This window comes from Streptomyces sp. NPDC002476 (assembly GCF_042889785.1).
In the GTDB taxonomy this organism is placed as follows: Bacteria; Actinomycetota; Actinomycetes; order Streptomycetales; family Streptomycetaceae; genus Streptomyces.
On the sequence record NZ_JBIARH010000001.1, the window covers coordinates 324,785 to 344,346 of the forward strand.

The following is a 19,562-nucleotide window of genomic DNA, read 5'->3' on the forward strand; positions in this document are numbered from 1 at the left end:
GCGGAGGGGCGTCCACGTACTGGGCATACGTGGACGACCCCGACAACGTGGCGAGGCGCCGTGCCAGGTGTCGCGGGCCGGACGGGACTTTCGAAACACGCCCTAGGTGTATTGACCCGTGCCGTCGAACTGCCGCCGGGCGGCGCGCCGGGCGGCCCCGCCGCGAGGAAAGGGCCCGGCCCTTCGGCCCGTCGGACGTGACCGCGTACCGGACCCGGCGGCACCGCGACCGTGCGGCCCGCTCCGGGCCGTACGGTCGTGGCGGGCCGGGCCGGGCCGGGCCGACGGACGATCTCCCGGTGGCGGACGATCTCCTGGTACGGGCCGCGCGACCGGCCGCGCCTCGGACCGTGCCGTGCTTCAGCCGGCCGCGCTCGTCGTCACGTGCCGGGGCCGGGGCCGCCCGGGGCCGGGGAAGGCGCGGTCAGCCCTGTTCCGCCCGCTCGGCGTCGAGGCTCATGGGTCCGTAGACCTCGGTGGCGTCCTCGAAGAGCGTCACCTGCTCCGTCCCGCCGTCGAGGAGCTCCTTCCAGTTCTCACCGATCCAGGACTCCGCGTCGCCCTGCGTGGTGAATTCCTCCGGCCGCAGGGCCGGCTCCGTCTCCGTGCCGTCGGACTTCTCGAACCGCCATGTCCACGCCATTCCCGCCTCCTGGATCTCTCTGCTGCCCGCAGCCTAGGCCCTGTCGTCGAACCGCCGCCTGCCACGCATACTCACGGCCTTGCCGGAACGTCCTCGTACGCCCGGTACGAGGACGGCCCTCCGCCTTGCGATCAATGGGGTCTCCCCTGTTCGAGCGAAGCCGAGAACCGAGAACCCGGGGAAGCACCGGACGCCGCTCGGCCCGGCCTCCGGCCGAACGACGGCAGTCCGGGGACAGGTCCCGGGCCGCCTCCCGGCGAAGTCTGCCCCGTCGCGCGGCCCGGCACGCACCCTCGCGGCGGCGGCCCGGCCGGGGCGGTCGCGCCGCGAGGGCCCGCGTCCGGCACGGGGGCGGGGCGTGCGTCTGCCCGGTGAACGCCCAGGCCGCGCATCGGCCGCGCGGACGCGGGAGGATCGGAACGTGGAACTGACTCTGCTCGGCACCGGCGCCCCCGACGGGCTGCCGAGGCCCGAATGCCCTTGTGCCGCCTGTGCGACCGCCCGTGGAACGCGTTCGCGGGCGGCGACCGCGCTGCTGGTCGACGACGCGCTGCTGCTCGACCTCACACCCGGCGCCGTGTTCGCCGCAGCCCGCGCGGGCCACTCGCTCACCGGGGTACGGCAGGTGCTGCTCACCCATCCGCACGACGGGCCCGCCGTGGAGCTGCCCGCCGGGCTGCCTCCCGCGGGGCGGGTACCGGACGGGCGGGAGCTGACGCTGATCAGCGGACACCGGGTGCGGGCGGTGGCGATGGACGCCCCGGGGACCGGTTACGAGGTGACCGGACCGGAGGGCGTCCGGCTGCTCTACCTGCCGCCGGGCGCGGCGCCGTCCGGTCTCACGGACCGGGTGGCGCAGCCGTACGACGCCGTGGCCGGGGACGTGGTCGGGCGGCCGGACGCGGTGGCGCGGCTGCGGGCCGTCGAGGCGATCGGCCCGCACACCGAGATCATCGCCGTCCACGTGGGCCACGACGCACCGCCCGGCGCCGAGCTGGACCGGCGGCTCGCGACCGCCGGGGCACGGGCCGTGCCGGACGGGACGACGCTGGTGGTGGGCGAGTACCGGACGCCGCCCCGGACGCCCCGGCGCACCCTGGTGACGGGCGGTGCCAGGTCCGGGAAGTCGGTGGAGGCCGAGCGGCGCCTGGAGACGTACCCCGAGGTGGTGTACGTGGCGACCGGGGGCACCCGGGAGGGGGACACGGAGTGGGCGGTCCGGATCGGGCTGCACCGGGAGCGCAGGCCCGCCGCCTGGCGCACCGAGGAGACCTGCGAGCTGGTGGAACTGCTGGAGTCGGACGGCCCCCCGCTGCTGATCGACTGTCTGTCGCTGTGGCTGACGGACGCGATGGACCGGGTGGACGCCTGGGACGACACGGCGTGGGCGGACGGCGGGCGCAGCGCGCTGCGCGAGCGGACCGCCGAACTGGTCGCCGCGGTGCGCGGGACGCGCCGCACGGTCGTCGCCGTGACCAACGAGACCGGCTCGGGCGTGGTGCCCGCGACGGCCGCCGGGCGGCGGTTCCGGGACGAACTGGGGCGGTTGAACGCGGCGTTCGCCGACGAGTGCGAACAGGTGCTGCTGGTCGTGGCCGGTCAGGTGCTGACGCTGCGCGGCTGACGCGACGACAGCGGCCGGAACGCAGGGGCGGACGGACGTGCGCGAGGAGAGGACGAGGAGACCGACCAGGACGAGGGAACGACCAGGACGAGGAGGAGCGGTCATGGCGCGGATACGGCCGATGCTGAGCGGGGTCCCCGAGACCCTGCTGTGGACCCTCTACAACCGGGCGTACGAGGCGGGACGGTGCTATCCGGTGCTGGACGATCCGATGGCGCTCCGGCTGATGGAGGCGCTGGACTACCCCTTCGAGGAGCGGTTCGGCCACCCGAACGCGTTCTACTCGCAGCTCCAGGGGCTGCGTTCGCGCTGCTTCGACCTGGCCGTGCAGGCGTACCTCGCCGAACGGCCCCGCGCCACCGTGGTCGCGCTCGGGGACGGCCTGGAGACCGGTTTCTGGCGGGTCGACAACGGTCTGCTGAACTGGCTGAGCGTGGACCTCCCGGAGGTCGCCGAACTGCGCCTGGAGCTGCTGCCGGCCTCGGACCGGTCGCGTGTCCTGGCCCGCTCGGCGACCGATCCGGCCTGGCTCGACGAGATCGAGGACCCGCGGGGCCGCGGCGTCGTCGTCACGGCGCAGGGGCTGCTGATGTATCTGCGTCCGGCGGAGGTGCGGGGAATCCTCGCCGCCTGTGCCGAGCGGCTGCCCGGCGGTGCCCTCGTCCTGGACTCGATGGCCCGCCGGCCGGCCGAGTACACGCTGACGGGACGGTGGCGGGTCGGCGGGCTGACCATTCCGCCGATGCGCTGGGCGATGGACCCCGGCGAGCGGCCCAAGCTGCGCGGCGCCCATCCGGGGATCACCGAGGTGCGAGCCCTGCGGCTGCCGCGCGGGCGGGGCACGATGGGGGGACTGATCCGGCTCCAGTCGCTGCTGCCGGGGGTGCGGGCCCTGACACCCGCGATCACGTGGCTGCGGTTCGGAGACTTCGGGGACACGGGCCCGGCCCCGCGATGACGCGAGCGCTGCGCGGATGCCGCGCCCCGCGATGACGCGGCCGTCGCACGACGGCCGGGCACCGCCCCGGACGCGGAGCCTCGTGACGGCCGAGGACCGGAAACGCTCCGGGTACTGTTCCGCAGTGGGCCCGCCGCCGGGCCCGCAGACCCATCACGTATCACCGACGTACCGACGTATCGACCCGCGAGGCAGATCCCGTGAATCTGGACGACTTCTCCGACCTGATCGAACGCCCCGACGGCGGCGTACGGCGCGATGCCGAGGAACGCCGGGAGCGCCTGGTCGTCCCGCCGGGCGCGCTCGGCCGCCTGGACGAGCTGGGCGAGTGGCTCTCGGCCGCCCAGCAGTCCGTTCCGGTCAAGGCCATCGAGCGGCCGCGCGTGGTGCTCTTCGCCGGTGATCACGGGGTGGCCGAGCTGGGGGTATCGGGGCGCGCGGCCGGCAGCGCGCACGAACTGGTGCGGGCCACGCTGGAGGGCGCGACCCCGCTCGCCGTGCTGGCCCGGCAGTTCTCCGTACCGGTGCGGATCGTGGACGCCGGTCTGGACTGCGATCCGGAGCTGCTGCCCGAGTCCGTGGTCCGCCACCGGGTGCGGCGGGGCAGCGGCCGGATCGACGTCGAGGACGCGTTGACGGCCGAGGAGGCCGAGCGGGCGGTACGGCTCGGCGCGGCGATCGCCGACGAGGAGGCCGACTCGGGCACGGACCTGGTGGTGCTGGGCGATCTGAGCGTGGGCGGTACGACGGCGGCGGGCACGCTGATCGCGGCGCTGTGCGGCACGGACGCCTCGGTGGTCACCGGGCGCGGCGGGGCGGGCATCGACGACCTGGCGTGGATGCGCAAGTGCGCGGCGATCCGGGACGCGCTGCGGCGTGCCCGGCCGGTCCTCGGCGACCAGCTGGAGCTGCTGGCCGCGGTGGGTGGGGCGGACCTGGCGGCGATGACCGGGTTCCTGCTCCAGTGCGCGGTGCGCAGGCTGCCGGTGATCCTGGACGGTGTGGTCTCGGCGGCCTGTGCGCTGGTGGGCCAGCGGGCGGCCTTCCGGGCGCCGGACTGGTGGCTGGCGGGCCAGGCGAGCGGTGAGCCGGCGCAGGCCAAGGCACTGGACCGGATGGCGCTCAACCCGCTGCTGGATCACGGCGTCATCGTGGGCGAGGGAAGCGGGGCCCTGCTCGCGCTCCCGCTGGTCCGGGCCGCGGCCGCGCTGGCGGCGGAGCTCCCCGAGCGCGGGGCCGACGCGGAGGAGGGCGACACCGGCGAGGACACCGGAAGCGGCAAGGGCGAGGACGCCGGGGCCGGAGGGAGGAGCGGCGTCGGCGGGACGGCCGTCGGCTGACCGGCCCGGCGGGGCCCTGATCGGCGGCCGGCGGATCCGGCGGGCCGTGGTCGACGGACTTCGGCCGCGGCCCCGCTCTCTCACTCGACGCGATGCACCATATGATCGCTTTTCATGGGAGAGGTCCGATTGTCCACCGTGGAATCCCGGCGGGACGGCACCCGGGCACCGAGCACCGCCCGGTCACGCCGCTGCGCCGCGTACACCATCTGGTACCTCCGGGTCGTCTCGTTCATCAATTTCCTGAGCGCGGTCTGGGTCACCCTCGGCAACGACCTGCGTCGCCACAACACCGCGAACCTCTTCACCCCCTACCTGCTCACCGCGGGATTCTCCTCCGGGGTGGTCGCACTCTTCCTGGCGATCACCATGCGCCGCCGCAAGCGGGCCGCGTGGATCGTGAACATGGTGGTGAGCAGCCTGCTGTTGCTGCTCTTCGCGCTGGTGATCCCGTTCCCGGAGGTGCGGCGGTACCCGCAGAACTGGGTGTCGCTGGCGCTGACCGCCGTGTTCGTCCTGGCGCTGCTCCTGGGACGGCGCGAGTTCTACGCGAAGGGCGACCGGTCCAACCCGAAGCTGGCCGCCCTCGTCGCGGGCGGCGGACTGCTGGTCACCTCACTGATCGCCGCGGGCCTGGTCACCCTCACCAACACCGCCCACGACGAGTACCGTTCGACGTTCCTGGACCGCTGGCGCTACGGCACGCTGCGCCTGGTGTCGATCGCCGAGAACGACGTGCACTACGACGGGATCACCACGCCCGGCTGGGTCGACGTCACCATCAACATCCTCTCCACGCTGCTGCTGATCGCCGTCGTGTACGCGGCGTTCCGGTCCCGTCGGGCGGTCGACCCGATCGCTCCGGAGGACGAGGCCCGGCTGCGGGCGCTGCTCGACAGGCACGGGGAACGGGACTCGCTGGGCTACTTCGCACTGCGCCGGGAGAAGAGCGTCGTCTGGTCGCCGACCGGCAAGGCCGCCGTCGCCTACCGGGTCGTCGGCGGGGTCTCGCTGGCCTCGGGGGATCCCATCGGCGACCCGGAGGCATGGCCGGGGGCGATCGTCCCGTGGCTGGACGAGGCCCGCGAGCACGGCTGGATCCCGGCGGTGATGGGCGCGAGCGAGGAGGGCGGCACGATCTATGCGCGCCACGGCCTCGACGCGCTGGAGCTGGGCGACGAGGCGATCGTGGAGACCGCCGAGTTCACCCTGGAGGGCCGGGCGATGCGGACCGTGCGCCAGGCGTACAACCGGGTCCGGCGGGCCGGGTACGCGGTGACCGTGCGCCGGCACGAGGACATCCCGGCGGACGAGATGGCCGAGCTGGTGCGCTGCGCCGACGACTGGCGGGACGGGGAGACCGAGCGCGGCTTCTCGATGGCGCTGGGCCGGCTCGGCGATCCGGCCGACGGCCGGTGCGTGATGCTCGAATGCCGTGACGCGCCCGGGGAGGAGGGCGGCCCCGGCAGGTTGCGGGCGCTGCTGAGCTTCGTCCCGTGGGGGCCGCACGGTCTCTCGCTGGACCTGATGCGCCGTGACCGGGACTCCGAGAACGGACTGGTCGAGTTCATGGTCATCGAACTCCTGCGACGCGCCGAGGAGATCGGGATCACTCAGGTCTCGCTCAACTTCGCGATGTTCCGGTCCGTCTTCGAGAGGGGTTCGCGGCTCGGCGCCGGACCGGTGCTGCGGCTGTGGCGTTCCATGCTCGGCTTCTTCTCGCGCTGGTGGCAGATCGAGTCGTTGTACCGTGCCAACGCCAAGTACCGGCCGATCTGGGAGCCGCGCTTCATGCTCTTCGAGAAGAGTGCCGACCTGCCCCGCATCGGCCTGGCCGCGGGCCGCGCCGAAGGGTTCCTGGAGGCGCCGGGGCTGCCGAAGTGGCTGCACCGTTCACAGCTCGGGGCGGGGGGATGAGACCTGGCCGCGGACTGCGCGGGGCGGCCCGACGCGAGTGGGAGACACTGGCGCGGACCGTGCGCGCGGGGCTCGTGGCCGCCCGGCTGCGCGCCGTCCCCCTGACTCTCGCCGCGGTCTGCCTGACGGCGCTGCTGCACGCGGTGCAGAGCCGGCCCTGGGGGGTCGGGGCGGTGCGGGCGCTGGGGGCGGTGCGGGCCGAGGACCCGTTCTGGGCGGCCCTGCTGCGTACCCCGTTGTCGCTGTTCGTCCCGGCGCTCGACCTGCCGGTGTGGGGAGCGCTGGCGCAGATCCTGGTGGTGTTCGGGATCGCCGAGATCTGCCTGGGCCGGTGGCGCACGCTCGCCGTCGCGTACGGCGCCACCCTGGCCGGGACGTTGTACGCGCGGATCGGCATCGCCCTGGGCCCGGACGGCCCGTTCGGGCTGCCCGCTTCCGACGCCCGGGTCGTCGACACCGGCCCGTCGGCCGCGGTGGTCGGTCTCGCCGTGTACGTCTGCTGCGTCTACCGGGCGTGGTTCACCGGCGGGCTGGTGATCGTGGCGATGGTGGTCGAGGTGTTCCTCAAGAACAACCTGGCCGGGAAGGAGCATCTGGCGGCGATCGCCGCGGTGCTCGTGCTGTGCGTCGTCACGGTCGCCCGGCACCGGCGCCGGGGCCGTGACGCGGACCGCCGCACTCAGGAATCGCGCCGTCCGCGGACCGGGGCCCGGTCCGGCGCCCCGCCGATGAGGTCCTGAAGTCTGCGGCGCGGGCCCGGTGCCGCCCACGATGCTCAGCACCACACCGGGCACCACGTGATGGACGTGCAGCCCACCGGGCGTGATGTTGCGGAAGGGGCCCTTCCCCGCCCTGATCGTCCGGGTGACGACCCGGGTGACGGCGAAGATGAGCACGAAGGCGGCCGGCGCGAGGAGCAGGGGCAGCTTCCCCGGCTCGACGATGTTCCGGTCGAATCAGTGACCCATGCCACCCACCCCCGACAAGCCGCTTTCATCACGCTTTGTCATGGTTGGCCGTTTTTCATCCGGCCTCCGTCCAATCCATCGGCCGGTCGCAGCGATTAGCCTGCGCGCCGTGACCTTCCCGAACAGCCACGGCCCGCGCTTCGCCTTCGGCACCCTGACCGTGATCCCCGTCCGCGTCACCCGGTGGGACCGGGACACCGCCCGCGCCGGGATGCTGTGCGCCCCGCTCGCCGGTCTCGTGGTGGGAGTACTCGCGGCGGCGGCCGGTGTTCTGCCGCTGCTGCTCGGCTCCGGGCCGCTGCTCGCCGCGGTGGCGTCCGCCGCCGTGCCCGCGGTGCTGACCCGGGGGCTGCATCTGGACGGTCTCGCGGACACCGCCGACGGTCTGGGCAGCGGCAAGCCGGCCGACGAAGCGCTGCGCGTCATGAAGCGGTCGGACATCGGCCCGTTCGGCGTGATCACGCTGCTGTTCGTGCTGCTGGCCCAGGTGGCGGTGCTTCAGCAGGCGTACGGGCGGAGCTGGGCGCACGGCGCGGTGGCGGCGGTCGTCGCCGCGGTGGCGGCCCGGCTGGCGCTCACCCTCGCCTCCCGCCGGGGCGTGCCCGCGGCACGCCCGGAGGGGCTGGGCGCGGCGGTGGCCGGGACCGTCCCGGTGGCGGGGGCAGTGGCGACGGGCGTCGTGGTGGTCGCGGCGTGCGCGGGGGCGGGTGCGCCGCTGGGCGGGTACGGGGCGGCGGCGCACCACGCGCTCGCCGTAGTGGCCGCCCTCGCCGCCGCCGACCTGCTGCTGCGGCACTGCGTACGGCGCTTCGGCGGGGTGACCGGGGACGTCTTCGGGGCGCTGGCCGAGACGGCGGCGACGACGGCGCTGGTGGTGCTCGCGCTCGGATAGGTCCCACACCCCCGTGCGACGGGCGGGGCCATGACCGTTCCCCCGGTCCGGCGCGACGGGCGGGGACTACGGCCGGGCCCGCGGGCACTCCTGACGCCGGACGCCCAGGTCGTACTTCCTCCGCAGCGAACTGAGGCCCAGCCGATTCGAGTCGGCGCAGAACCGGGCGACCGGCAGTTCGTACTTCCCGGAACTCGCGGCGGACGTCCCGCCGGGTTCCGGGGCGGCGGTGCAGCCGGCCAGCAGGGGCCGGCAGGGCCAGGACCACGGTCGGCAGCACCGGGCCCGGACGTGTCGGGCGGGCGGCTCCTCGGGCGGGCATGGTTCTGCCCCTCGGGTGCGGCATTCCGAACGACCCTGCGTCCACCGCGTGTTCACCCCGTACGACCCCCGCCGCATGTCCGGGCGCCCCGCGGCCCCGGCCCCCGCCGACGGCCGTCCGCGAGCGCGGCCCGGGCCCCCGCGCCGTTCTTCGACGGCCCGCCGCCGTGATCCTGCGGTAAAGGCGCGCGTAGGCTCATTCCCGGCACATCGCGACGGCGTCTACGATGCGCCGGGCATGGTCGGCCCACCCCTCGACCGACAACGAACTCAACGGAAGCGAGATTTCACCACCGTGACTGCTCTCACTCTCAGCACTGCCGGTGCGGCGACGCTGCGCGCCGACGCACTCGTCGTCGGCGTCGGCAAGGGCGCCGGATCCAAGTCTGGGGGCCTGGTCCTCGCACCGGGCGCCGAGGCCGTGGACAAGGCGTTCGGCGGGAAGCTCGCCACCGTCCTGGAGGCCCTGGGCGCCACCGGTGCCGAGGGCGAGGTGACCAAGCTCCCCGCGCCCGACGGCCTCAAGGCCCCGGTCGTCCTGGCGGTCGGACTCGGATCCGTCCCGGACAAGGGCGAGGCGTACGACGCCGAGGCGCTGCGCCGGGCCGCGGGCTCGGCCGCCCGCGCGCTGGCCGGTTCGAAGAAGGCCGGTTTCGCGCTGCCCGTCGAGTCCGCCGAGGACGCCGGGGCGATCGCCGAGGGCGCGCTGCTCGGCGCGTACGCGTTCACCGCGTACCAGGGCGGCGAGGACAAGATCGCGCCCAAGGGCAAGAAGAACGGCAACGGCCCCAGGCTGCCGCTGGGCGAGGTCGCCCTGCTGGGCGCCAAGCCGCGCGACAAGGCGTTCAAGGAGGCCGCCGAGCGTGCCGTCGCGCTGGTCGAGGAGATCAACCGCGCCCGCGACCTGATCAACACCCCGCCGAACGACCTGTACCCCGAGTCCTTCGCCGCCGTGGCCACCGCCGCGGGCAAGGAGCACGGCATCAAGGTGCAGGTCCTCGACGAGAAGGCGCTCGTCAAGGGCGGCTTCGGCGGCCTGCTCGGCGTCGGCAGCGGCTCGGTCAACGGCCCGCGCCTGGTGAAGCTCGCCTACACGCACCCGAAGGCGGAGAAGACCCTGGCCCTGGTCGGCAAGGGCATCACCTACGACTCGGGCGGCATCTCCCTGAAGCCGGCCGGCCACAACGAGACGATGAAGTGCGACATGAGCGGCGCCGCCGCCGTGTTCGCGGCCGTCGTCGCGTCCGCCCGTCTGGGCCTCCGGGTCAACGTCACCGGCTGGCTGGCGCTCGCCGAGAACATGCCGTCGGGCAGCGCCACCCGCCCCGGTGACGTGCTGCGCATGTACAGCGGCAAGACCGTCGAGGTCCTCAACACGGACGCCGAGGGCCGGCTGGTCCTCGCCGACGCGCTGACCCGCGCCTCGGAGGAGAACCCGGACGCGATCGTCGACGTGGCGACGCTGACCGGCGCGATGATGCTGGCGCTGGGCAACCGCACCTTCGGCATCATGGCGAACGACGACGCCTTCCGCGCCTCCGTCCACGAGATCGCCGAGGAGGTCGGCGAGGCGTCCTGGCCGATGCCGCTCCCGGCGGACCTGCGCAAGAGCATGGAGTCCGCGACGGCCGACATCGCCAACATGGGCGAGCGGATGGGCGGCGGCCTGGTGGCCGGCCTGTTCCTCCAGGAGTTCGTGGGCGAGGGCATCGCCTGGGCGCACCTGGACATCGCGGGCCCGGCCTTCCACGAGGGTGCGCCGTACGGCTACACGCCGAAGGGCGGCACCGGTTCCGCGGTCCGCACACTGGTGAGGCTGGCCGAGCGCACGGCCGCCGGCGACCTCGGCTGAGGTCGCGTCACGCGGACGACCGTCGGCCCCGGGCATACGCCCGGGGCCGTTCGCGTTCCCCCCTTGGCACCACGGCGCGGAGGAGGGTTTCGCTCTCGACGAAACGTGATGGGCACAGCACCTCACTACGCAGCGGTAACCGTCCGGAACGGATGAGCATCCTTCCCGGACCCGGGCCCCGCGTCCCACCACCCGTCGACAAGTGCGAAGATGGGTTCTCGGCAGGACAGGGCCCCCACCACAGGGCCGAACGACAAGCGGCCGCACACCAGCCGACCGGCCGGTCATCCCCCAGCGACGGGGCCCGGCATACGGCGCACATGCATGGAGGACGTGACGTGGCGAACGACGCCAGCACCGTTTTCGACCTAGTGATCCTCGGCGGCGGTAGCGGCGGTTACGCCGCGGCCCTGCGCGGGGCGCAGCTGGGCCTGGACGTCGCCCTGATCGAGAAGGGCAAGGTCGGCGGCACCTGCCTGCACAACGGCTGCATTCCCACGAAGGCCCTGCTGCACGCCGGCGAGATCGCCGACCAGGCGCGCGAGGCCGACCAGTTCGGTGTCAAGGCCACCTTCGAGGGCATCGACATCAAGGCCGTCCACAAGTACAAGGACGACGTCATCTCGGGCCTGTACAAGGGCCTGCAGGGTCTCATCGCCTCGCGCAAGGTCACGTACATCGAGGGCGAGGGCCGGCTCTCCTCCCCCACCTCGGTGGACGTGAACGGTCAGCGGGTCCAGGGCCGCCACGTGCTGCTGGCGACCGGTTCCGTGCCGAAGTCGCTGCCGGGCCTGGAGATCGACGGCAACCGCATCATCTCCTCGGACCACGCGCTGAAGCTGGACCGCGTCCCGAAGTCGGCGATCGTGCTGGGCGGCGGCGTCATCGGCGTCGAGTTCGCCTCGGCGTGGACGTCCTTCGGCACCGACGTCACGGTCATCGAGGGCCTGAAGCACCTCGTCCCGGTCGAGGACGAGAACAGCTCGAAGCTCCTGGAGCGCGCCTTCCGCAAGCGCGGCATCAAGTTCAACCTCGGCACGTTCTTCCAGAGCGCCGAGTACACCCAGGACGGCGTCAAGGTCACCCTGGCCGACGGCAAGACCTTCGAGGCCGAGGTGCTGCTGGTCGCCATCGGCCGCGGCCCGGTCTCGCAGGGCCTGGGCTACGAGGAGGCCGGGGTCGCGATGGACCGCGGCTACGTCCTCGTCGACGAGTACATGCGCACCAATGTGCCCACCATCTCGGCCGTGGGCGACCTGGTCCCGACGCTCCAGCTCGCGCACGTCGGCTTCGCCGAGGGCATCCTGGTCGCGGAGCGCCTGGCCGGTCTCAAGACCGTCCCGATCGACTACGACGGTGTCCCGCGGGTGACGTACTGCCACCCCGAGGTCGCCTCCGTGGGCATCACCGAGGCCAAGGCCAAGGAGCTCTACGGCGCGGACAAGGTCGTCGCCCTGAAGTACAACCTCGCGGGCAACGGCAAGAGCAAGATCCTGAAGACCGCGGGCGAGATCAAGCTCGTCCAGGTCAAGGACGGTGCGGTGGTCGGCGTCCACATGGTCGGTGACCGCATGGGCGAGCAGGTCGGCGAAGCCCAGCTGATCTACAACTGGGAGGCGCTGCCGGCCGAGGTCGCGCAGCTGATCCACGCCCACCCGACCCAGAACGAGGCGATGGGCGAGGCCCACCTGGCTCTGGCCGGCAAGCCCCTCCATTCCCACGACTGATCCAGTCGACCGGGCGCGACGACGACCACTTCCGCACTTTCGTAAGGAGCAACCGAAACCATGTCGGTTTCCGTAACCCTTCCGGCGCTCGGTGAGAGCGTCACCGAGGGCACTGTCACCCGCTGGCTGAAGGCCGAGGGCGAGCGCGTCGAGGCCGACGAGCCGTTGCTCGAGGTCTCGACCGACAAGGTCGACACCGAGATCCCCGCCCCGGCGTCCGGCGTCCTCACCGCCATCAAGGTCGCCGAGGACGAGACCGTCGAGGTCGGCGCCGAGCTGGCCGTCATCGACGACGGCACGGGTGCGCCCGCCGCCGCTGCCGCCCCGGCCGCCGCCGAGCCCGAGGCCGCCCCGGCCCCGGCTCCCGAGGCCCCCGCCGCCCCGGCCCCGGTCGCCGAGGCGCCCGCCGCCGCTCCGGCCGGTGGCGCGGCCGGCACCGACGTCACCCTCCCCGCGCTCGGCGAGAGCGTCACCGAGGGCACCGTCACCCGCTGGCTGAAGGAGGTCGGCGAGGAGGTCGCGGAGGACGAGCCCCTCCTGGAGGTCTCCACGGACAAGGTCGACACCGAGATCCCGGCACCGGTCTCCGGCGTGCTGCTGGAGATCGTGGTCGCCGAGGACGAGACCGCCGAGGTCGGTGCCAAGCTCGCCGTGATCGGTGCCCCGGGTGCCGCTCCGGCGGCTGCCCCGGCCGCTCCGGCCGCCGCCCCCGCGCCCGCCGCCGCACCGGCTCCCGCACCGGCTCCGGCCGCTCCGGCGGCCCCCGCACCGGCCCCCGCACCGGCTCCGGCCCCGGCTCCTGTCGCCCCGGCGGCTCCGGCTCCGGTCGCCCCGGCTCCGGCTCCGGTCGCCCCGGCTCCCGCCCCGGTCGCGCCCGCCGCCCCCGCCCCGGCTCCCGTCGTCGCCGCCCCGGCCGCGACCGCCGGTGACGACGGCGCGTACGTCACCCCGCTGGTCCGTAAGCTCGCCGCCGAGTCCGGTGTCGACCTGGGCGCGGTCAAGGGCACCGGCGTCGGTGGCCGTATCCGCAAGCACGATGTCGTCGCCGCCGCGGAGGCCGCCCGGGCCGCCGTCGCCGCGCCGGCTCCGGTCGCCGCCGCGGTGACCGCAGCGGGCCCTGCCGCCTCGAAGGCGCCGAAGCTGGAGGCGTCCCCGCTGCGCGGCCAGACGGTCAAGATGACCCGCATGCGCAAGGTCATCGGCGACAACATGATGAAGGCGCTGCACTCGCAGGCCCAGCTGACGTCGGTGGTCGAGGTCGACGTCACGAAGCTGATGAAGCTGCGCGGCCTTGCGAAGAACGCGTTCGCGGCCCGTGAGGGCGTCAAGCTGTCCCCGATGCCGTTCTACGTCAAGGCGGCGGCCCAGGCGCTGAAGGCCCACCCGGTCGTCAACGCCCGGATCAACGAGGACGAGGGCACCATCACGTACTTCGACTCGGAGAACATCGGCATCGCCGTGGACGCCGAGAAGGGTCTGATGACCCCGGTCATCAAGGGTGCGGGCGACCTGAACATCGCCGGTATCGCGAAGAAGACCGCGGAGCTGGCGGGCAAGGCCCGCGGTGGCGGCCTGACGCCGGACGACATGTCCGGGGCCACCTTCACCATCAGCAACACCGGCTCGCGCGGTGCGCTGTTCGACACCGTCATCGTTCCCCCGAACCAGGTCGCCATCCTGGGCATCGGTGCCACGGTCCGCCGTCCGGTGGTCATCGACCACCCGGACCTCGGCGAGACGATCGCGGTGCGCGACATGACGTACCTGTCGCTCTCCTACGACCACCGTCTGGTGGACGGCGCGGACGCCGCCCGTTACCTGACCACGGTCAAGGCGATCCTGGAGGCCGGTGAGTTCGAGGTCGAGCTCGGCCTCTGAATGTCGCGGCTGTAACCAGCCTCACGAGCGGTGCCCCCGTCCGGATCACGTCCGGGCGGGGGCACCGCCGTATTGTCTAGGACGTGTTTCGAAAGTCCCGTCCGGCCCGCGACGCCTGGCACGGCGCCTCGCCACGTCGTCGGGATCGTCCACGTACGCCCCCGTACGAGGACGACCCTCCGCCTTGCGACGCACCGCACCGGACGCCGCGGACCCCGCCCTTCGGACGGACGACGCTACGTTCGAAACACGTCCTAGTGCCGTGACCGGAAAGGTTTGCCCGGGGCAAACGTTGCCGGGAGTGGCACCAGTGCCGTGACCGGAAATGTTTGCCCGGAAGGCGCGTTGTCCGGTGCGAGCGATCGCGAGGCGGCCGGAAGTCCTCGTAGCGGGGCTGCGTGGGGTTTCGGCCACGCCGCGAGCGTGCGTGCCGGGCGGCGCCGACAGGGCAGACGTTGCCGGGAGTGGCACCAGTCATTCACCGGTCGCCCCGGCCGCCGTGATGGCGCAGACAGCACCGGTCCGCCCCGAAGGAGCTCCACATGACCCCGCCCGTCGTCCACTCGCTGCGCGAACAGATCCGCGAGCACATCGTGGACGGGATCGTCAGCGGGCGCTGGAAGCCGGGCGAACGGATCGTGGAGCGCCGCATCGCCACCGAGCTGGAGGTCAGCCAGACGCCCGTGCGCGAAGCCCTGCGGGAGCTGGAGACGCTCCGGCTGATCGAGTCCGCCCCCAACAAGGGCGTGCGGGTCCGCAACCTCACCGCGGCCGATCTGGAGGAGAGCTATCCGGTCCGGGCCGGTCTGGAGCAGATCGCCGCGGAGCTGGCGGCCCCGGCCCTGGGCGAGGACTGCTCGCGCCTGGCCCCGCACGTGGCGGCGCTCTACGAGGCGGACCGGCTGGCCGACGGCGAGGCGCAGGTGCGGCACACCGTGGCGTTCCACCGGGAGATGGTGCGGGCCGCCGGGAACGCCGTGCTGCTGCACACCTGGGAGGGCCTGGGCATCGAGGTGTTCACCGCCCTGTCGATCCGCTGGCTGGGCACGGTGCAGAAGTCGTACGCGGAGGAGCACGAGGCGCTCATCGAGGCGTTCCTGCGCAAGGACCCGGACATCGGGGCGCTGGTCAAGGCACACGTCCTGGGCTGCGCGCCGCGCGCCTGAGCAGCACGGCGGCTACCGGCCCGGGGCTCCTCCAGCACCCGGGCGACCGGCCCGGGACTCGTCCGGCATTCCGGCGACCCGTCCGGCGCTCGTCCGTCGCCCGCGGGGCCGTCCGGGACTTGTCCGGCGCCGCACAGGCCGTCCGGTACGGGTGACGCATCTGTGGTGAGGGATGCTCGGCCGTGCGATCACGCGCCCCTTTTGTGCGCTAAATCCCGTCACTCCGTGCCCCACTTCGTGGCACCGAATGCCAATTTCTTCGTATCGAGAAGTTTTGCCGTTCACCCTTTGATCGATCATCGATCGACGGCCTAGAGTTCACTCGCGGGCTCACCGGCCCCATCGCCCTGTCCTGCCAGCCAGGGACTTCTCCACCCTCCTCCCACTCCGGAAGGCGGCGATCATGACCGACCCCGTAAAGCTTCCGAGCGAGCTCGACCAGCTCCCGGACCGCGACCCCGAGGAGACCGCCGAATGGGCGGCCTCCCTGGACGCCGTCACCAGGGCCGCCGGCCCGCACCGCGCCGCGTACCTGATGCGCCGCTCGCTCCAGCACGCCGAGGGCGCCGGTCTCGCGCTGCCCAAGCTGCTGGAGACCGACTACGTCAACTCCATCCCGACCGCCGCCGAGCCCGTGTTCGACGGCGACCTGGAGATGGAGAACCGGATCACCGCCTGGAACCGCTGGAACGCCGCCGCGATGGTCACCCGCGGCGCCCGGTTCGGGGTCGGCGGTCACATCGCCACCTTCGCCTCGGCCGCCTGGCTGTACGAGACCGGCTTCAACCACTTCTTCCACGGCAAAGAAGGGGACGGCTCGGGCGACCAGATCTACGTCCAGGGCCACGCCTCCCCCGGCATCTACGCCCGTGCCTTCCTCGACGGCCGGCTCGGCGAGCGGCAGCTCGACAACTTCCGCCAGGAGGCGGGCGGCGACGGCCTGCCGTCCTACCCGCACCCGCGGCGGCTGCCCTGGCTGTGGGAGTTCCCCACCGTGTCGATGGGCCTCGGCCCGCTCTCCGCGATCTACCAGGCGCGCTTCAACCGCTACCTGACCAACCGCGGCATCAAGGACACCTCGAACTCGCACGTCTGGGCCTTCCTCGGCGACGGCGAGATGGACGAGCCCGAGTCGACCGCCGCCCTCGCCCTCGCGGCCCGCGAGCGGCTGGACAACCTGACCTTCGTCATCAACTGCAACCTGCAGCGCCTCGACGGCCCGGTGCGCGCCAACTTCCGCGTGGTCCAGGAGCTGGAGGGCGCGTTCCGCGGGGCCGGCTGGAACGTCGTCAAGACGCTCTGGGGCAACGCCTGGGACGAACTGTTCCAGCTGGACACCACGGGCGCGCTGGTCCGCCGGCTCCGCGAGGTCCCGGACGCGCAGTTCCAGACGTACGCGACCCGCGACGTCGCGTACATCCGGGAGCACTTCTTCGGCGCCGAGCCCGCACTCGTCGAGATGGCGAAGCTGCTCACCGACGCGAAGATCGCCGAGTGCTTCTACACCTCGCGCGGCGGCCACGAGCCCCGCAAGGTCTACGCGGCGTACAAGGCGGCCCTGGAGCACAAGGGCGGCCCGACCGTGATCCTCGCCCAGACGGTGAAGGGCTTCACGCTCGGCAAGGGCTTCGAGTCCAAGAACGCCAACCACCAGATGAAGAAGCTGTCCGCCGACGAGTTCAAGGACATGCGCGACCTGCTGGGGCTGCCGATCCCGGACAGCGCCTTCGTGGACGGCCTGGTGCCCTACGGCCACCCGGGCGCCGACTCCCCCGAGGTGCGCTACCTCCAGGAACGCCGCGCCGCCCTCGGCGGTCCGGCCCCGGCCCGCCGGGTGCACGCCGTGGCACTGCCCGAGCCCGAGGAGCGCGCGTTCGCCGCGCTGAAGAAGGGGTCCGGCAAGCAGGAGATGGCCACCACCATGGCCTTCGTCCGCCTCGTCAAGGACCTGATGCGGGACAAGCGGACGGGCAGGCGCTGGGTACCGGTCGTCCCGGACGAGGCGCGTACCTTCGGCATGGAGTCGCTCTTCCCGTCGGCCGGCATCTACTCGCCGCTGGGCCAGACGTACGAGCCGGTCGACCGCGACCAGCTGATGTACTACAAGGAGGCCAAGGACGGCCAGATCCTCAACGAGGGGATCACCGAGGCCGGTGCCATGGCGGACTTCATCGCCGCGTCCACGTCGTACGCGACGCACGGCGAACCGATGATCCCCTTCTACATCTTCTACTCGATGTTCGGCTGGCAGCGCACCGGCGACCAGTTCTGGCAGCTCGGCGACCAGCTCGGCCGCGGCTTCGTGGTCGGCGCCACGGCGGGCCGCACGACGCTGACGGGCGAGGGTCTCCAGCACGCGGACGGTCACTCGCACCTGATCGCGTCCACGAACCCGGCCTCGCTCAACTACGACCCGGCGTTCGCGTACGAGATCGCGGTGATCGTCAAGGACGGTCTGCGCCGGATGTACGGCCCCGACGCCGAGGACGTCTTCTACTACCTGACGGTCTACAACGAGCCGAAGCCGCAGCCCGCGATGCCGGAGGGGGTCGAGGAGGGCATCCTCAAGGGCCTCTACCGCTTCAAGGAGGGCACGCCCGCGGAGGCGGACGCGCCGCGCGTCCAGCTGCTGGCCTCCGGTACGGCGATCCACTGGGCCCTGGAGGCGCAGGAGCTGCTGTCGGCTGAATGGGGCGTCACGGCCGACGTGTGGTCCGCGACCTCGTGGGGCGAGCTGCGCCGGGAGGCCCTGGAGTGCGACGAGGCGCTGCTGCGGGGCGAGCAGCGGGTGCCGTACGTGACCCGCGCCCTGGAGGGCGCGCCGGGTCCGGTCCTGGCGGTCAGCGACTGGATGCGGCAGGTACCGGACCAGATCAGCCAGTGGGTGGAGCAGGAGTGGTCCTCGCTCGGCACGGACGGCTTCGGCCTGTCCGACACCCGTGACGCGGCCCGTCGCCACTTCGGTGTGGACGCGCAGTCGATCACGGTCGCGGCGCTGGCCCAGCTGGTCCGCCGCGGCGAGGTGAGCACGGCCGCGGTCAAGGAGGCCCGGGAGCGGTACGGGCTGTGACCCCGGAGTGACACCGGGAACGGTGGAAGGCGGCGGCCGGGTGCACCCGGCCGCCGCCGCACCGATTCCACCGCCGCACCGATTCCACCGCCGCGTCATTTCCGCGGCCGCATCGTTTCCGCGGCCAGGTGGCGCAGGCCGGCCGACGCCGGGACCGGGGCGGCGCGGGCCGGGGCGGCGGGCGCGGGCGATGGAGGGCCCGCGGCCACAATGGGGCCATGCGTGCTGCCCGCCTCATCAAGATGGTGCTGCTCCTGCAGTCCCGCCCCGCCATGACCGCCGCCGAGCTCGCCCGGGAGCTGGAGGTGTCCGAGCGGACCGTCACCCGGGACGCGCAGGCCCTCTCCGAGGCGGGCGTTCCCGTGTACGCCGACCGGGGCAGGGCCGGGGGCTACCGCCTGGTCGGCGGGTACCGCACCCGCCTCACCGGTCTCGCCCGCGACGAGGCCGAGGCGCTCTTCCTCTCCGGTCTGCCCTCCGCCCTGCGCGAGATGGGTCTGGAGGAAGCCGCGTCCGCCGCCCGGCTCAAGGTGTCGGCGGCCCTGCTCCCCTCGCTGCGGGACGCCTCCGAGAGCACCGCCCGGCGCTTTCACCTGGACGCGCCCGGCTGGTTCCGGGAGCCGGAGACCCCCGAACTGCTGTCCGCCGTCGCGCAGGCCGTGTGGGACGACCGGATCGTGCGTGCCCGCTACCGCCGCAACGGGCGGGACGAGGACGTGGAGCGGGAGCTGGCCCCGTACGGACTCGTCCTGAAGGCCGGTGTCTGGTACCTCTGCGCCCGGGTGGCGGAGGACTTCCGGGTGTACCGGATCGACCGGTTCTCGGCGGTCACGGTGTCGGACGAACGGTTCGCGCGCGACGAGGACTTCGACCTGCCGAGGTTCTGGGTGGAACGGTCCGCGCAGTTCGCCCGCTCACTGCTGCGGGAGGAGGTGACGGTGCGGGTGTCGGAGGAAGGCGTACGCCGACTGCCGCACGTGATGGACCGTTCGGCGGTCCGGCAGGCCCTGGAGGCGGCGGGCCCGCCCGACGCGCGGGGGTGGCGCACGCTCACTCTGCCGGTCGAGTCCCTGGAGATCGCGTACACCCAACTGCTGGGGCTGGGGCCCGAGTCGGAGGTGCTCGAACCGGCCGGTCTGCGGACCCGTCTCGCCGCGGCGGCGCGGCGCCTGCACGACCTGTACCGCTGAGCGCGTCCTCCGGTCG

The 19,562-nt window shown here is 73.1% G+C and carries 13 protein-coding genes and 1 pseudogene; 12 read left to right on the forward strand and 2 right to left on the reverse strand.

The features are described from left to right. Nucleotides 1-424: 424 nt before the first annotated feature. Nucleotides 425-643 carry a hypothetical protein gene (locus ACFYXM_RS01425; protein WP_389285745.1) on the reverse strand — a complete coding sequence of 73 codons (219 nt, stop codon included), beginning with the start codon at nt 641-643 and terminating at the stop codon, nt 425-427. A gap of 421 nt (nt 644-1,064) precedes the next feature. On the opposite strand from ACFYXM_RS01425, the gene ACFYXM_RS01430 reads away from it, so the two are divergent. From ACFYXM_RS01430 to ACFYXM_RS01450, 5 genes are all read left to right on the forward strand, one after another. Continuing rightward, on the forward strand, nt 1,065-2,267 hold the full coding sequence (locus ACFYXM_RS01430) for a bifunctional adenosylcobinamide kinase/adenosylcobinamide-phosphate guanylyltransferase (RefSeq protein ID WP_389285747.1): 1,203 nt from the start codon (nt 1,065-1,067) through the stop codon (nt 2,265-2,267). Between the two features lie 103 nt (nt 2,268-2,370). Beyond that, nucleotides 2,371-3,225 carry a class I SAM-dependent methyltransferase gene (locus tag ACFYXM_RS01435; RefSeq protein WP_389285749.1) on the forward strand — a complete coding sequence of 285 codons (855 nt, stop codon included), beginning with the start codon at nt 2,371-2,373 and terminating at the stop codon, nt 3,223-3,225. A 200-nt stretch (nt 3,226-3,425) separates the two neighbouring features. Then, the gene (gene cobT / locus ACFYXM_RS01440) at nt 3,426-4,565 is read left to right on the forward strand and encodes a nicotinate-nucleotide--dimethylbenzimidazole phosphoribosyltransferase (protein ID WP_389285751.1); all 1,140 of its coding nucleotides are present in this window, start codon (nt 3,426-3,428) and stop codon (nt 4,563-4,565) included. Between the two features lie 114 nt (nt 4,566-4,679). Further along, nucleotides 4,680-6,482, forward strand: coding sequence for a phosphatidylglycerol lysyltransferase domain-containing protein (locus tag ACFYXM_RS01445; protein WP_389285753.1), 1,803 nt, complete (start codon nt 4,680-4,682; stop codon nt 6,480-6,482). Beyond that, the gene (locus ACFYXM_RS01450; protein ID WP_389285755.1) at nt 6,479-7,222 is read left to right on the forward strand and encodes a hypothetical protein; all 744 of its coding nucleotides are present in this window, start codon (nt 6,479-6,481) and stop codon (nt 7,220-7,222) included. The genes ACFYXM_RS01445 and ACFYXM_RS01450 overlap by 4 nt, the downstream gene beginning before the upstream one ends. Here ACFYXM_RS01450 and ACFYXM_RS01455 read toward each other — a convergent pair. After that, nucleotides 7,196-7,426 (reverse strand): annotated as a pseudogene (locus ACFYXM_RS01455) (hypothetical protein); the annotation flags it as partial. The gene ACFYXM_RS01450 and the pseudogene ACFYXM_RS01455 overlap by 27 nt on opposite strands. Nucleotides 7,427-7,559: 133 nt before the next feature. Here ACFYXM_RS01455 and ACFYXM_RS01460 point away from each other — a divergent pair. The 7 genes from ACFYXM_RS01460 (at nt 7,560) to ACFYXM_RS01490 (ending at nt 19,546) form a co-directional block, all read left to right on the forward strand. Continuing rightward, nucleotides 7,560-8,342: an adenosylcobinamide-GDP ribazoletransferase gene (locus ACFYXM_RS01460; protein ID WP_389285757.1), complete on the forward strand. Its 783-nt coding sequence runs from the start codon at nt 7,560-7,562 to the stop codon at nt 8,340-8,342. Nucleotides 8,343-8,958: 616 nt separating this feature from the next. After that, on the forward strand, nt 8,959-10,515 hold the full coding sequence (locus ACFYXM_RS01465) for a leucyl aminopeptidase (protein WP_389285759.1): 1,557 nt from the start codon (nt 8,959-8,961) through the stop codon (nt 10,513-10,515). Nucleotides 10,516-10,853: 338 nt separating this feature from the next. Further along, complete coding sequence (gene lpdA / locus ACFYXM_RS01470) at nt 10,854-12,242, forward strand: dihydrolipoyl dehydrogenase (protein WP_389285760.1); 1,389 nt, start codon at nt 10,854-10,856, stop codon at nt 12,240-12,242. A gap of 60 nt (nt 12,243-12,302) precedes the next feature. Further along, nucleotides 12,303-14,120 carry a 2-oxoglutarate dehydrogenase, E2 component, dihydrolipoamide succinyltransferase gene (gene sucB, locus ACFYXM_RS01475; protein WP_389285762.1) on the forward strand — a complete coding sequence of 606 codons (1,818 nt, stop codon included), beginning with the start codon at nt 12,303-12,305 and terminating at the stop codon, nt 14,118-14,120. 542 nt (nt 14,121-14,662) lie between these two features. Then, a complete protein-coding gene (locus tag ACFYXM_RS01480) occupies nt 14,663-15,286 on the forward strand; it encodes a GntR family transcriptional regulator (protein WP_073782202.1) in 624 nt (207 codons plus the stop codon). A gap of 403 nt (nt 15,287-15,689) precedes the next feature. Next, entirely contained in the window at nt 15,690-18,356 is a 2,667-nt protein-coding gene (gene aceE, locus ACFYXM_RS01485) for a pyruvate dehydrogenase (acetyl-transferring), homodimeric type (protein ID WP_389285763.1), read from the forward strand. A gap of 218 nt (nt 18,357-18,574) precedes the next feature. After that, on the forward strand, nt 18,575-19,546 hold the full coding sequence (locus ACFYXM_RS01490; RefSeq protein ID WP_389285764.1) for a helix-turn-helix transcriptional regulator: 972 nt from the start codon (nt 18,575-18,577) through the stop codon (nt 19,544-19,546). The last annotated feature ends 16 nt before the right edge of the window (nt 19,547-19,562 follow it).